Annotated in this window: 11 protein-coding genes, 1 other RNA gene and 1 pseudogene; 11 read left to right on the top strand and 2 right to left on the bottom strand. The window is 66.3% G+C overall.

Annotated elements, in window-relative coordinates; all coding sequences use genetic code 11:
- Positions 1-27: 27 nt before the first annotated feature.
- Positions 28-467: RNase P RNA component class A (gene rnpB, locus ACOYR3_RS19760), an RNA gene on the bottom strand.
- Positions 468-600: 133 nt separating this feature from the next.
- Between rnpB and ACOYR3_RS19765 the strand changes: the two genes are divergently transcribed.
- Both ACOYR3_RS19765 and ACOYR3_RS19770 read left to right on the top strand, forming a co-directional pair.
- Positions 601-1,860: an HD-GYP domain-containing protein gene (locus tag ACOYR3_RS19765; RefSeq protein ID WP_422844002.1), complete on the top strand. Its 1,260-nt coding sequence runs from the start codon at positions 601-603 to the stop codon at positions 1,858-1,860.
- Positions 1,861-1,912: 52 nt separating this feature from the next.
- Positions 1,913-2,515 carry a class I SAM-dependent methyltransferase gene (locus ACOYR3_RS19770; RefSeq protein ID WP_422844003.1) on the top strand — a complete coding sequence of 201 codons (603 nt, stop codon included), beginning with the start codon at positions 1,913-1,915 and terminating at the stop codon, positions 2,513-2,515.
- A gap of 162 nt (positions 2,516-2,677) precedes the next feature.
- Here ACOYR3_RS19770 and rtcR read toward each other — a convergent pair.
- Positions 2,678-4,237: pseudogene (rtcR, locus tag ACOYR3_RS19775) on the bottom strand (RNA repair transcriptional activator RtcR); the annotation flags it as partial.
- 703 nt (positions 4,238-4,940) lie between these two features.
- Between rtcR and ACOYR3_RS19780 the strand changes: the two are divergent.
- From ACOYR3_RS19780 to ACOYR3_RS19820, 9 genes are all read left to right on the top strand, one after another.
- On the top strand, positions 4,941-6,074 hold the full coding sequence (locus ACOYR3_RS19780; protein ID WP_422846624.1) for a slipin family protein: 1,134 nt from the start codon (positions 4,941-4,943) through the stop codon (positions 6,072-6,074).
- A 44-nt stretch (positions 6,075-6,118) separates the two neighbouring features.
- Entirely contained in the window at positions 6,119-6,619 is a 501-nt protein-coding gene (locus ACOYR3_RS19785; protein WP_422844004.1) for a hypothetical protein, read from the top strand.
- 31 nt (positions 6,620-6,650) lie between these two features.
- Positions 6,651-7,868 (top strand): RtcB family protein, encoded by a 1,218-nt coding sequence (locus ACOYR3_RS19790; RefSeq protein ID WP_422844005.1) that lies wholly within the window; start codon positions 6,651-6,653, stop codon positions 7,866-7,868.
- A gap of 146 nt (positions 7,869-8,014) precedes the next feature.
- Positions 8,015-8,791: a hypothetical protein gene (locus tag ACOYR3_RS19795; RefSeq protein WP_422844006.1), complete on the top strand. Its 777-nt coding sequence runs from the start codon at positions 8,015-8,017 to the stop codon at positions 8,789-8,791.
- On the top strand, positions 8,778-9,830 hold the full coding sequence (rtcA, locus tag ACOYR3_RS19800; protein ID WP_422846625.1) for an RNA 3'-terminal phosphate cyclase: 1,053 nt from the start codon (positions 8,778-8,780) through the stop codon (positions 9,828-9,830). Before ACOYR3_RS19795 ends, rtcA begins: the two co-directional genes overlap by 14 nt.
- Positions 9,831-9,959: 129 nt before the next feature.
- Positions 9,960-10,877 (top strand): cysteine synthase A, encoded by a 918-nt coding sequence (gene cysK, locus ACOYR3_RS19805; protein ID WP_422844007.1) that lies wholly within the window; start codon positions 9,960-9,962, stop codon positions 10,875-10,877.
- Between the two features lie 188 nt (positions 10,878-11,065).
- A complete protein-coding gene (locus ACOYR3_RS19810; RefSeq protein WP_422844008.1) occupies positions 11,066-11,851 on the top strand; it encodes an endonuclease/exonuclease/phosphatase family protein in 786 nt (261 codons plus the stop codon).
- Positions 11,848-13,089 carry a cardiolipin synthase ClsB gene (gene clsB / locus ACOYR3_RS19815; protein WP_422844009.1) on the top strand — a complete coding sequence of 414 codons (1,242 nt, stop codon included), beginning with the start codon at positions 11,848-11,850 and terminating at the stop codon, positions 13,087-13,089. Before ACOYR3_RS19810 ends, clsB begins: the two co-directional genes overlap by 4 nt.
- A 4-nt stretch (positions 13,090-13,093) precedes the next feature.
- The gene (locus ACOYR3_RS19820; protein ID WP_422844010.1) at positions 13,094-14,107 is read left to right on the top strand and encodes a lysylphosphatidylglycerol synthase domain-containing protein; all 1,014 of its coding nucleotides are present in this window, start codon (positions 13,094-13,096) and stop codon (positions 14,105-14,107) included.
- Positions 14,108-14,177: the final 70 nt, after the last annotated feature.

The raw sequence follows: 14,177 nt of genomic DNA on the forward strand, positions 1-14,177 counted from the left end.
CCGCTGGGCTGGTGAGAAAAAAATAAAGTGTGAAGCGCGCCGATAAGCCGGATTCTGTGCACCGCGGTTGCCCGCAGTGTGACCGCCATTAATCTGGGCCGGGGGTCGCCCACCCGGCTCGGTGCTACCTACCCGCCAACTCTGCGGAACCACATCAACGTTGGCCTACTTGGTATTGCTGCGCGTAGAGATTGCCCGTTTCACCCCGAGCGGGCTTGCCCGCTCGGGGTGGCTGTTCGGACCCGGCTTTCGCCGGGTTCGGACAGCTCTCGCTGTCCTCTCGCCAGCTTGCGCTGGCGCCTCACAGAACACTCCGTGGCAGGTAGTTTCCACCCGGACTCGTCTCTGTTGCTCTGATCCTCACCTCACGGTGGGCAGCCGTTAGCTGCTACGCTGTCCTGTGCAGTCCGGACGTTCCTCCAGTGCCTGGTTTCCCAGATTGCACCAGCGGCGGTCTGGCGTGCTTCACGGCGCGGATTATTGCATTGCCCGGCTTTCCTAGAACGTGTTTACGATCTCCCAAGGGTCCCCTGCGAGATCGTAAACACGTTCTTAAGCCTCCGCAGGCATAGTGGCCCCAACGATTCCCAAAAATCTGGCATGAAGACCTTTCAACGCAAAACCGCCGGGCGCATTGCCGCCGTGACGCTGGTGCTGGCCGCTTGCGCCAGCCCCCTGGCCTGGCAGGTCTCGCGCGAGAACGCCGAGCAGCAGGTGGTGGCCTTTGCCCAGGAGGAATCGCGCCGCGTGCTGGCGGGCCAAGGCAGCGTACGCCTGGACGGGCCGCAGGCCGCTGCCCAGGCCCGGCAGGCGGCGCGGCTGCTCACCGGCGGGCTGTTCGAGATTGCAGAAATCTACGGCGCCGACGGCCGCAAGCTGGCCGAATCCGTCACGCCCACGGGCCATGCGCTGGAGCAGCGGCTGCCCCGGCACGGCACGCCCCGGTACACACAATCGTCGTACGAGAGCCTGGAGCTTGCGGGCGGCGAGTGGGCGCTGCGGGTGTTTGTGCCGCTGCGGGAGACGCCCGCCGCTGCCATCACGGGCTACTTCGAGGGGGTGCGCACCATCCCCGGCTGGCAGCACCGGCAGATCCTGTCGGACGCATTCATCGCCAGCCTGATGGTGTGCCTGGCCTCGCTGGCGTGCGGCGCCGCGATCTACCCCGTGGTGGTGCACCTGGCCAAGGAAAACGAGCACAAGGCGCAGCAGGTGCTCGACTCGCACATCGCCATGATGGAGGCCCTGGGCCGGGCCATTGCCAAGCGCGATTCCGACACCGGCGCGCACAACTACCGCGTGGCCTGGCTGGCTGCCAGCGTGGCCGAGGCGCTGGGCCTGCGGGGCGCAGCCATGCAGTCGCTGATTGCCGGCGCCTTTCTGCACGACGCGGGCAAAATCGGCATCCCCGACGCCATCCTGCTCAAGCCCGGGCGCCTGGACGAGGCCGAAATGGCCACCATGCGCACCCATGTGGCGCTGGGCGAAGACATCGTCACCGGCGCCGGCTGGCTCGACGGGGCCCGCGACGTGGTCGGCAACCACCATGAAAAGTGGGACGGCAGCGGCTACCCGCAGGGCCTGGCGGGCGACGCCATCCCGCTGCCGGCGCGCATTTTTGCCGTGGCCGACGTGTTCGACGCGCTCAGTTCGCGGCGCCCCTACAAGGAGCCCCAGCCGTTTGCCCTGGTGATGGCGACCCTGCAGGACGGCCGTGGCAGCCACTTCGACCCCACCGTGCTCGACACCTTCAGCCGGCTGGCGCCAGCGCTGTACCGCCAGTTGCAAGGCCTGGACGAGGCAGCCACCCGCGCGCTGATGACCTGCATGGTGCAGCGGCATTTCGACATCCTGGTGTGAACCACCTTCCGACGACCACGCCCCCGCCTTCTCTTTCTCTACCTTTTCTTCCATGACCGCCCCCACCCATTTCGACACCGCCGCCCGCGACTGGGACCAGCGCCCCACCTCCCAGCAACTGGCCGCCGTCGCGCCGCGCCTGCTGGCGCAGCTGCCGCTGTCCCCCACCGACCATGTGCTGGACTTTGGCGCGGGCACGGGCCTGCTGGCCACGCAGATCGCGCCGCGGGTGGCGCAAGTCACGGCCCTGGACACCAGCGCCGCCATGCTGGAGGTGCTGCAGGGCAAGGGCCACGCCAACATCACCCCGCACTGCGGCGACATCTTTGCCGGGCTGCCCGGGCGCTACCACGCCATCGTGAGCTGCATGGCCCTGCACCACGTCGCGGACACCGGCGCCCTGATGCGGGCCTTTGCCGGCGCGCTGCACAGCGGCGGACGCATCGCCCTGGTGGACCTGTACGCCGAAGACGGCAGCTTCCACGGCGACAACGCCGCCAAGGGCGTGCAGCACTTCGGCTTTGAGCCCGCGGCCCTGCAGGCGCTGGCCGAACAGGCCGGGCTGCGCGACATCGCCTTCACCGAAATCCTGCGCCTGCACCAGCGCAACGGACGGGACTACCCACTGTTCCTGATGACGGGGCGCAAGCCATAGTGCAAATTTGATAGCATATTTCTCAAGACTGGCGGGCTCTGTGGGCCAATTTGACCTTCTTCTGCCCCACCGCCATGCCAACATCGTCCCCGCTCAACGCCGGGCAGCCCGCTCCCAATCCAGGCCAAACCTGGTTAGGTATTTGCGCAGCCGGTCCGCATCGTTGACCACCGTGCGCTGCGTGCGCGAGGCCTGGAACAGCAGGCGCCCCGCATCCGACAAGGTGCGCGACTGGCGGCAGACCTGCAGCACGGCGGCCAGTTGCAGCTGGTCGAAGAGGTCCATGGACTCCACCGCTTCGTCACCCAGCAAGGCCGCGAGTTCGTCGCGCCCCACCGCGCCGCCCGCAGGTGCGAGGCCATGGCGCGCATCGTTCGCAGGCTGCCACAGCCAGCGCAGGCGCGCAATCTCGGCCTCGACCAGCGGCAGGCCGATGCGTCCGCTGTCGGCCAGCGTGGCCAGGCGCGTCACGCTGGCCGACAGGTCTCGGAAGTTGCCGGTCCACTGCGCCTCGGGCGACTGGGCATAGCGCAGGTAGGCGGCGCGCGCTTCGCTGGACAAGCGCACGCTGCGGCCCAGCTCTTCGGCTGCGCGCCGTAGCAGGTGATCCACATTGGGTTCGATGTCCTCGGGCCGCTGCGCCAGGCCCGGCAGCACATAGCTCCAGAGGTTGATTCGCGCGAACAGGTCTTCACGAAAGCGCCCTGCGGCCACCTCGGTGCGCAGGTCGCGGTTGGTGCCCGCCACCAGCTGGAAATCGCTTTCCACCTCGCGGTCGCTGCCCAGGGGGTAGAAGCGTTTTTCTTCCACGGCCTTGAGCAGCATGGCCTGCTCGTCGAGGCCCAGCTCGCCAATCTCATCCAGAAACAGCACGCCCTTGTGCGCCGTGCGCAGCAGGCCCGCGCGGTCGGCCGCAGCGCCGGTGAACGCGCCCTTCTTGTGGCCGAACAACGTGGACGCCGCGCCGTCGCCATGCAACGTGGCGCAGTTCACCTCCACAAACTCGCCCTCCACCTGGTGGCGGGACTTCTTCAGCTCGTACATGCGCCGCGCCAGGTGCGACTTGCCCGCGCCAGTAGGGCCGGTGAACAGGATGGGCGCGCGCGAGCGCACTGCCACGCGTTCCACCTCGTCGATCAGCGCGTTGAAGCGCGCATTGCGCGTGGCGATGCCACTCTTGAGGAACTGCACCGCATCCTGCTGCTCCGCGCCAAAGCGCTGGGCGATCACGTCGTAGCGCGAGAGGTCCAGGTCGATCAACGTGTAGCTGCCCGGGTCGCCGGCCCGCTGGCGCTTGGGTGGGGAGGTCTGCACCAGCACGCCAGGAATGCGGCGCGACTCCACCAGCAAAAAAAGGCAGATCTGCGCGACGTGCGTGCCGGTGGTGATGTGCGTCCAGTACTCCTCACGCGCGGTGTCGAAGTGGTAGCCCTGCGTCCAGTCGAACAGCTGGGCATAGACCTCGCCAAAGTCCCACGGGTCGGCGATGGGCAGCGGCACCAAGTTCACCGTGGTTTCGGGTGAGGCAGTCTTCATGTCCGCACAGACCTGCTGCGCCAGGTCCTTGTGGGGCGGCGTGTAGAGCAGCTCCAGCCGCTCTATCGCCATGTCTTCATGCTGCACCAGCGACACGGTGGGGCGCCATTTTTCCCACCGCCCCGCCCCTCTGCCGGAGTCGAGCTGGGTGCCCAGGAACCCGATGACGACCTTGTTTTTGCGCATGCTATTTATCTATTTAGTTAGCTTTTACTCTAGTTATTTTGCACCCACAAAAAATCGCGGCCCAGTAGGCATGGAAAATTTTCCATACAAATCAATACCTTAAAAAATTTGGCGCCGCAAAACTTCGGTTGGCACGCATCTGGCAATAGACAAGGCATCCAGCGCAAGCGGTGACCGCTCACAGGCCGGGGTTAGGACCAACGTTCGCCCCGCCGGTGCAGGGAGTCCGGGCTCTCAACGCCCTGTCGATTTCTTGCATGCCGCACACCGCGAACCCTGGGTCACGGCAAGGTCGGGTGACGCCTCGCAAGAGGACGTGCCGGGTTCGACTCCCGGCTTGCCACCACTGGTAGCTCAGTTGGGTAGAGCCCCGCCGAAAGGCGGTTGTCGCAGGTTCGATTCCTGCCCATGGCCGCAAGGCCGTACTTGGAAGTACCGGTCGAAAGACCACCCGCCGAATGCGGGGAGAAGCCCGGAGGTTGCGCCGCAACCGCAAGGGCTTCACCCCGTCAGCCGGTGGCGGTTTGTGCCAGCACCCGGCACAGCCCGCGCCCGCAGCCAGCCGCGCTGCCACCCCGCTTGCGGGGCAGCTTGCAAGGCGCACTGCACGGCCCAGGCTGCGCCCCCTGGCACCCCGCCATCGCTGTAACGGCAACCCGATACGACAACGAAGTAGAGAGAGGAAAAAGAGATGCTGAACAAGATGTTCCAACGCGCCACCGTCAAGAAGAACGAACGCGCCCTGCTGCTGCGCAACGGCAGCTTCGACCGCGTGCTGCACAGCGGCACCTACTGGCTGTTTGCGGGCACCGACCAGCTACGCGTGGAAACCTTCGCCCTCGAACAAACCGCCTTCACCCACGGCCTGGCCGAGTACCTGATGGCGCAAGAGCCCGCCGTGGTGGCCGCCGAGTTCGTACAGGTGAACCTCTCGGAAACCGAAGTGGGCCTGCGCAGCGAGAACGGCGTGCTGGTCGAGATCCTGCCCCCCGGCACCCGCCGCCTGTACTGGAAAGGCCTGGTGGAGGTGAACGTGCAAGTGGTGGACCTGCAAGCGGGCGCTGAATTGCCCGCCGCACTCGTGGCGCGATTGACGCAAACCCAGCTGCGCCAGCGCAGCGTGACCGGATTGGCCGGCGTGCTGCAGGTACAGGTGCCCGAGGGCCAGTGCGCACTGCTGACAGTGGACGGCAAGGTCGAGCGCCTGCTGACCGCTGGCGCCTACGCGTTCTGGAAGTACGGCCGCACCGTGGCCGTGGAGATGGTGGACCTGCGCCTGCAAGCCGTGGAGGTATCGGGCCAGGACATCATGACCCGCGACAAGGTGAGCCTGCGCCTGAACCTGTGCGCCACCTACCGCTTTGCGGATGTGCTCAAGGCCTATGCCCAGTTGCAGAAGCCCGCCGACTACCTGTACCGCGAACTGCAGTTTGCGCTGCGCGCCGCCGTGGGAACCCGCACGCTCGACGAGCTGCTGGAGAACAAGACGGTGATCGACGAAGTGGTGACCGCGCACATGGCCGCCAAGCTGCAGCCCTATGGCCTGCAGCTGGAAAGCGTGGGCGTGAAGGACATCGTGCTGCCCGGCGAGATGAAAACCATCCTGACCCAGGTGGTGCAGGCCCAGAAGCAGGCCGAGGCCAACGTGATCCGCCGCCGCGAGGAAACCGCTGCCACGCGCTCGCTGCTCAACACCGCCAAGGTGATGGAGGACAACCCCGTCGCCCTGCGCATGAAGGAGCTGGAGACGCTGGAACGTGTGGCAGAGCGGATCGACAAGATCTCCGTCTTCGGCGGCCTGGACCAGGTGCTGAATGGCCTGGTGAAGATGCGCTGAACGAGGCCCGAGAAATTGGGCCATGCACATCACGAGAGAGCGAAATGATGAAAGAACAAAAGCAAGAACTGATCGCCTATCAATTGGACGGTGCAGGCTGGGCGGAACTTCGCGTGCAGGCGCAGCCACAGCCTTTTCGTTGTGCGGTGAGCTACCTCCACGATTCACTGGGCGACTTGGCCAAAATAGGCCTCGCCCTGCAAAAGGGCGCCACGCAGGCCGAGGCGGTGTTCATGAATGAGCCCGGAGAGGTAACGCTCGTGGTCACCGGCGCCAAGGACACGCTGCAGTACGAGCTGCGCGAATACAGCGACTGGGCCAGCTGGGGCATCGTCGCGGTAGACGACCACGTTGTGGTGGCGCGCGGCGAGATCCTGCGCCACGAACTGGTCCGCAACATTCACGGCATATTGCAACGCATGGATGTTGAAGTGGGAGCAAAACGATATCGCGAGCTGTGGATTGAGCACGACTTTCCGCAGAAGGACTACGAAAGCCTGTCGATCGCGCTGCACAAACGATCCCTGCCTCCTACCCAACCGTGATAGTGAAACGATGATGAAAGAAGAACAAGCCATGAACTACGAGCAACTCGAAATCCCGAATGGCGTGCCCGTGAAAATGTGGACGAGCGGCGTACCCGTGGAGGAAGACGCCAGGAACCAGCTGCGCAACATCGCGCGCCTGCCCATCGTGTTCAAGCACGTGGCGGTGATGCCCGATGTGCACCTGGGGATCGGCGCGACCATCGGTTCGGTGGTGCCCACCCTCAAGGCCATCATCCCCGCGGCGGTGGGGGTGGACCTGGGGTGCGGAATGATGGCGTGCAAGACCACGCTCACAGCCAGCGACCTGCCGGACAATCTGTCTGGCGTGCGCGCCGCCATCGAGCGCGCCGTGCCGGTGGGCCTGACCCCCAAGCGCTTTGGCCGCGACAAGGGAAGCTGGGACACGCCGCCTGAAGAAACCGACCGCGCCTGGGCCGCGCTGGTGGATGAGTTCGATGAAATCTGCGACGCGCACCCGCGCATCAAGAACACCAACAACTACAAGCATCTGGGAACGCTGGGAACAGGAAACCACTTCATCGAGATCTGCCTGGACGAACACCAGTCCGTGTGGGTAATGCTGCACTCCGGGTCGCGCGGCGTGGGGAACGCCATCGGCACCCATTTCATCGAGCTGGCCAAGAAAGACGCCGAGATGAACCAGCGCAACCTGCCCGACAAAGACCTGGCGTACTTCGAAGAAGGCGCGCAGTACTTTGGCGACTACGTGAAGGCCGTAGGGTGGGCGCAGAAGTTTGCCGCCGCCAACCGCGAGGTGATGATGGGCCGCGTGATCGCCGCGCTGCGCAAGGTGATCACCAAGCCGTTCGAGACGCACGTGGAAGCGGTGAACTGCCACCACAACTACGTGCAGCGCGAAACGCACTTCGGGCACAACGTGTTCGTGACCCGCAAGGGCGCGGTGAGTGCCGAGCAAGGCAAGCTGGGGATCATCCCGGGGAGCATGGGCGCCAAGAGCTTTATCGTGCGCGGAAAAGGCAACCCCGAGAGCTTCAACAGCTGCAGCCACGGAGCGGGGCGAACGATGAGCCGTACCAAGGCGAAGAAGCTGTTCACCGTGGAAGACCAGATCAAGGCCACCGAAGGAGTGGAATGCCGAAAGGATGCCGACGTGATTGACGAGATTCCGATGGCTTACAAGGACATCGACGCGGTGATGGCAGCGCAGGAGGACCTGGTGGAGGTGGTTTACACCCTCAGGCAGGTGGTGTGCGTGAAAGGGTAGATATGCATCAAGAATTTCTGCTCACCGCATACCAGCGCCACCTTATGGCGCGAGACTCAACGGATCCCTGTGGGCCTAGCATCCTCCGTTACCACCCTTACAAGCTATGTGATGAGGAAGGACTGGCCCCACATTTCAAAACTCCCATGGTCAATATGCAGGTCATCCACGACCTGCAATCGCTGATCAATTGCTTTAATGCCTGGGTCACAGAAATGCGGAAATGGCAGGCATGGTTACCCATCCTCGACGACTACGATACAGATGAACGGTGGGACTTACGAATCGAGTTCGTAGATCCGATCGCCCATCGATGCATGCTCGAGCCCAGTGCAATGCGGGATCGCTTTTCAAGTGCTCTCTACTTCTTACTGCATCACGCCAACCTTTCGACAGAGACAGGGTACCGGGACGAACTTGAGGCAGATCGGAGCGAGATAGCCGCGCTCAAGAATGGCAAGTCCAAACCGCGCTATTTACTACGCTCACGACTTAACGAGGAAATCACGAAGCTGAGTTTCCGAGGTGGTTGGAGAACAGCCGACTCAGTGATCGAGAAGCTGCAGTTGCTCGATGACGAGACTTTGCGAATGGAAACGCTGAACTACAGAAATGCAGCGAGCCATAGCATTGCTCCCCGCTTCGAAATGGGAGTGATTCCGTTCGTTAAACGCCAATACAAGCCAGCAGATTCCTACGCTTTCCGAGGTGACGGCGCTTCAGCTGAGCCAGTAGGCCAAAACGGGTTTGTACTCAGCTATGCGTATGGTGATCATGACCCTCTTCAGCACGCCCCAACGTTTCGGCTCATGCGGACGCAGCTAAAAATCACGCGAGATACGCTGTGTGCTTATGAAGCACTGCTTCTGGAAGTATTCGAACGAATCAATGCAAAGAATGGGGCCGCTGATGGAGCAAATTAGGCTCGACGGCTCCACCGGCGAAGGCGGCGGCCAGATCCTGCGCACCGGCCTCGCCCTGTCCATGGTCACCGGCCAGCCGCTGCACATGACGCGCATCCGCGCCGGGCGGCCCAAGCCGGGGCTGATGCGCCAGCACCTGGCCTGCGTGCAGGCGGCGGTGGCCGTGTGTGGCGGGCAGGCCGAAGGGGCCGAGCTGAATTCGCAAACGCTGGTGTTCACACCCGGCGCAGTGCGTGCGGGCCACTACCGTTTTCAGATCGCCACGGCAGGCAGCTGCCTGCTGGTGCTGCAGACGGTGCTGCCCGCGTTGATGCTGGCCGATGGGGCGAGCCGCGTGGAGTTGGCAGGCGGCACGCACAACCCAATGGCGCCGCCGTTTGATTTTCTGGAGCGGGCGTTTGCGCCGCTGGTGCGACGCCTGGGCGTGGGGCTGGAATTGCAGCTCCAGCGGCGTGGCTTCTTCCCCGCGGGCGGTGGCGAACTGGTGGCGCACATCACCCCCGCCGCCCGGCCGCTGGCGCCCGTGGACGTGCTGGCGCGCGGCCCACTGCTGAACGGCTGGGCAGAGGCGCTGGCGCCGGGCTTGGCCCGCAACATTGCCCACCGCGAGCTGGAAACCCTGGGCCAGCGCATGGGCTGGACCTTTGAAGCGGGCCAGCTACGGCAGCCGGCCACGCGGCAGAACGAGGGGCCGGGCAATGCGCTGATCGCCACGCTGGAATACGCGCACGTCACCGAGGTGTTCTGCCAGCTGGGCGAGCGCAGCCTGTCGGCCGAGCAGGTGGCCAAGCGGCTGGCGGACGAGATTCGCGCCTACCAGCTCAGCAGCGGCGCACTGGGCTCGCACCTGGCCGACCAGTGGATGCTGCCGCTGGCGCTGGCCGTGTGGCAAAGCGGGCAGGCCGCCAGCTACACCTGCAGCGAAATGACGCCGCACACGGAAACCAACGCGCAGACGATTGCGCTGGGGCTGCCGGTGCTGGTGCAGATCACGCCAGTGGCGCGGGCGATGCGGGTGGAGATCCGCCCCGCGCACTGACCCCGGCGCAATGCAGCACGACCGACATCCTGGCTATATCCATATGGCGAGGGCTGTAGAACAACTGGTTCAGAATGCGCGACACATTCCTTTCTCGTTGGTCCAACCCGACACTTCACAGGAGACGCCATGAAAGTTGAGAACATTCTGCAGACCATTGGCAACACGCCCCACGTGCGCATCAACCGCCTGTTTGGCACGGGCGCCAATGTGTGGGTGAAGTCCGAGCGCAGCAACCCGGGCGGCTCCATCAAGGACCGCATTGCGCTGTCCATGGTGGAAGACGCCGAGAAGTCCGGCGCGCTCAAGCCGGGCGGCACCATCATCGAGCCCACCAGCGGCAACACCGGCATCGGGCTGGCGCTGGTGGCGGCCGTCAAGGGCTACAAGCTGATCCTGGTGATGCCCGACAGCATGAGCATCGAACGCCGCCGCCTGATGCTGGCCTACGGCGCGCAGTTCGACCTGACGCCGCGCGAAAAGGGCATGAAGGGCGCAATTGCCCGCGCGCAGGAGCTGCAGGCGCAGACGCCGGGCTCGTGGATTCCGCAGCAGTTCGAGAACCCCGCCAACATCGACGTGCACGTGCGCACCACGGCACAGGAAATCCTGGCGGACTTCCCCGACGGGCTGGACGCGCTCATCACCGGCGTGGGCACCGGCGGCCACCTCACGGGCACCGCGCGCGTGCTCAAGGCCAAGTTTCCGCAGCTCAAGGTGTTTGCGGTGGAGCCCACGGCCTCGCCCGTGATCTCGGGCGGCCAGCCCGCGCCCCACCCCATCCAGGGCATTGGCGCGGGCTTCATTCCCAAGAACCTGGACACCAGCGTGCTGGACGGCGTGATCCAGGTGGACGCCGAGCCCGCCCGCGAATTTGCGCGCCGTGCCGCGCGCGAGGAAGGCCTGCTGGTGGGTATCTCGTCGGGCGCCACGCTGGCCGCCATTGCCCAAAAGCTGCCCGAGCTGCCCGCCGGCGCGCGCGTGCTGGGCTTCAACTACGACACGGGCGAGCGCTACCTGTCGGTGGAGGGTTTCCTGCCAGCGTGACGCACCGCGTGCGCCCGTGGGCGCGGTGACCAGGGGCCCGCAGCGGCCCCTTTTTTTTGGCCGGCACAGCACAAGTCCACGGCCAGCCGTCCTACAGCGGGCGCGGTCCGTGGCGCCAACAATCGATGCAACCCCTTGGCCCGCCAGTGGCGGCGCGCTGCCAAGGCCCCTACCTCGATTGTCTTGCCATGGCCACTTCCCCATCCGCGCTTTCTTCCCCTGCCGGGCAGCCCATCGCGTTCAAGGTGCTCACCGTGAACGTGCACAAGGGCTTCACCACCTTTAACCGGCGCTTCATGCTGCACGAACTGCGCGAGGCCGTGCGGGGCGTGGCGGCGGACCTGGTGTTCTTGCAGGAGGTGCAGGGCACGCACCACCGGCATGCGAGCCGGCTGGCCAACTTCCCGCAGGTGCCGCACTACGAGTTCCTGGCGGACACGATCTGGTCGCAATACGCCTATGGCCGCAATGCGGTATACGACAACGGCGACCATGGCAACGCGCTGCTGTCCAAGTTCCCCATCACGCACTACGAGAACCACGACATTTCGGTGAGCGGGCCCGAGCGGCGCGGGATGCTGCACTGCGTGCTGCAGCCGCCCGGCCACCACCTGCCCGTGCATGCGGTCTGCGTGCACCTGGGGCTGCAGGAGGCACACCGCCAGATCCAGCTGCGCCGCGTGTGCGAGCTGCTCAACACCTTCCCCGCCGGGGAGCCCGTGGTGCTGGCCGGCGACTTCAACGACTGGCGCCACCGCGCCCACACCATCCTGCAGCGCGGCGCCGGGCTGCAGGAGGTGTTTGTCCAGGCCTTCGGGCGGGCGGTGCGCACGTTTCCGGCGTCCATGCCGCTGCTGGCGCTGGACCGCATCTACGTCCGCAACGCCACGGTGCACACGCCGCTGCAGCTGCCCAAGCGGCCCTGGAACAAGCTGTCGGACCATGCGCCGCTGGCGGCGGAGATTTTGCTGTGACCCGCGCATTCCGCCCGCCAAGGTCGTCCCGCTGGGTGCCGGGCAACCATTTCGAGCTGCTGGAGAACGGCGAGGAGTTCTTCCCGCGCGTGTTCGAGGCCATTGCGGCCGCCCAGCGCGAAGTGATGGTGGAGACTTTCATCCTGTGGGAAGACAAGGTCGGCCAGCAGCTGCATGCGGCACTGCTGGCGGCGGCCCGGCGGGGGGTGGACGTGCATGTGCTGGTGGACGGCTTCGGCTCGCACGACCTCTCCGACGCGTTCCTGGGCAGCCTGGTCGAGGCGGGCGTGAAATTCCGCATCTTCGATCCGGGGCGGCAGTTCCTGGGGCAGCGCCTGAACCTGCTGCGGCGGATGCACCGCAAGATCGTCGTGGTGGACGGCCACCTGGGCTTCATCGGGGGCATCAACTACTCGGCCGACCACCTGGCGGACTACGGCCCCGAAGCCAAGCAGGACTACTCCGTGCTGGTGCGCGGCCCCATCGTGGCGCACATGCACCAGTTCACCCGCGAGGCCGTGCTCGCGCGCGCCGAACGCAAGCGGCGCCCGGCCCCGGCGCCCGCTACCGGGCGCCCGCACGCCGGCACCGCGCACGCCATCTTCGTCACGCGCGACAACCACCGGCACACCAACGACATCGAGCGGCACTACCGCGTGGCCCTGCGCGCCGCGCGCCAGCGCGTGGTGATCGCCAACGCGTACTTCTTTCCCGGCTACCGGTTCATCCGCGAGATGCGCCGCGCCGCGCTGCGGGGCGTGGAGGTGCGGCTCATCCTGCAGGGCCGGCCCGACATGCCCATCGTGCGCACGGCCGCCACGCTGCTGTACGACCACCTGCTGCGCGCCGGCGTGCGCATCTACGAGTACTGCGACCGCCCGCTGCACGGCAAGGTGGCGCTGGTGGACAACGAATGGGCCACGGTGGGCTCCAGCAACCTGGACCCGCTGAGCCTGTCCCTGAACCTGGAGGCCAACGTGGTCATCCAGGACCGGGGCTTCAACGCGGCGCTGCACCGGCGCCTGGCCCACCTGATGGAGAACAGCTGCACGCAGGTGGAGGCGCAGCCCCCCGGTCGCTGGCAGGGCCTGCGGCTGCTGCGCAGCTATGCGGTGTTCCACCTGATGCGCTGGTTCCCGACCTGGGCGGGCTGGCTGCCGCGCCACCAGCCCACCATCACCCTGGCGCAGCCCCCAGCGCAGGGCGAGCCGGACCGCCCCGCCAGCGCGGCGGCCTGAACCCATGGCCCGCTCGCGTGCTGCCACGGCGCCGGAGCGGCACGGATGGCGCGGCCTGGCGCAGCGCCCCTGGTGGCCCTGGGTCGGGCGGGGCGTGGCCGCCGCTTTCTTTGCGGTGGTGGCTGCGCTCATCTTCCGCCAGGCCCGCACCGTGGACTGGCCTGCCGTGCTGCAGGCGCTCCGCGCCCTGCCCGTGGGCGTGCTGGCCGGGGCCGGCGCGCTGGCCCTGCTGAGCCATTTCACCTACGGCACGTTTGACTGGGTGGGCCGCCACTGCACCGGCCACGGCCTGCCGCGCCGCACCACGCTGGGCATCGCCATGACGAGCTACGCCTTCACGCTCAACCTGGGCTCGCTCATCGGCGGCGTGGGCGTGCGCTACCGGCTGTACGCGCGGCGTGGCGTGGACCCGGGCACCATCGGCCAGGTGGTGGGCACCAGCATCCTCACCAACTGGGTGGGCTACCTGCTGCTGATGGCGGCCCTGCCCTGGCTGTGGCAGCCGCCCGCGCTGGCCGGCTGGGCGGCCACGCCCTGGCAGCTGCGCGCGGGCGGCGCCCTGCTGGGTTGCCTGGCGGTGGCCTATGGGGTGCTGTGCGCGCTGCGCTCGGGCCGCGCGCTCACGCTGCGCGGCCATGCCTTTCCGCTGCCGCGCTGGCCCGTGGCGCTGTGGCAGGTGGCCGTGTCGGCCCTGAACTGGATGCTGATGGGCGCCGCGCTGTACACCGTGCTGCAGGGTGCCGTGCCCTACCCCTCCGCCCTGGCGGCGGTGATGCTGGGCGCCGTGGCCGGGCTGGTGCTGCGCGTGCCCGCGGGCCTGGGCGTGCTGGAGGCCGTGGGCGTGGCCCTGCTCACCACCCCCACGCTGGGCCAGGAGCAAGTGCTGGCCGCGCTGCTGGCCTACCGGGCGCTGTACTACTTTGTGCCGCTGGTGCTGGCGGGCTTGGCGTTTGGCGTGGCCGAGCTGCGCTGGCGCCGGGCGGACGGTGCCGCGCCGCAGGCCACCCCAGAGTTTTGAGCAAAAACAGGCTCTAGCGCTTATCTACAAAGCGCAAGCAGCTATGCTTTTTGAAGCATTCCGGCACCCA

Origin of the sequence: Acidovorax sp. M2(2025) (assembly GCF_049330835.1) — a bacterium.
In the GTDB taxonomy this organism is placed as follows: Bacteria; Pseudomonadota; Gammaproteobacteria; order Burkholderiales; family Burkholderiaceae_C; genus Acidovorax.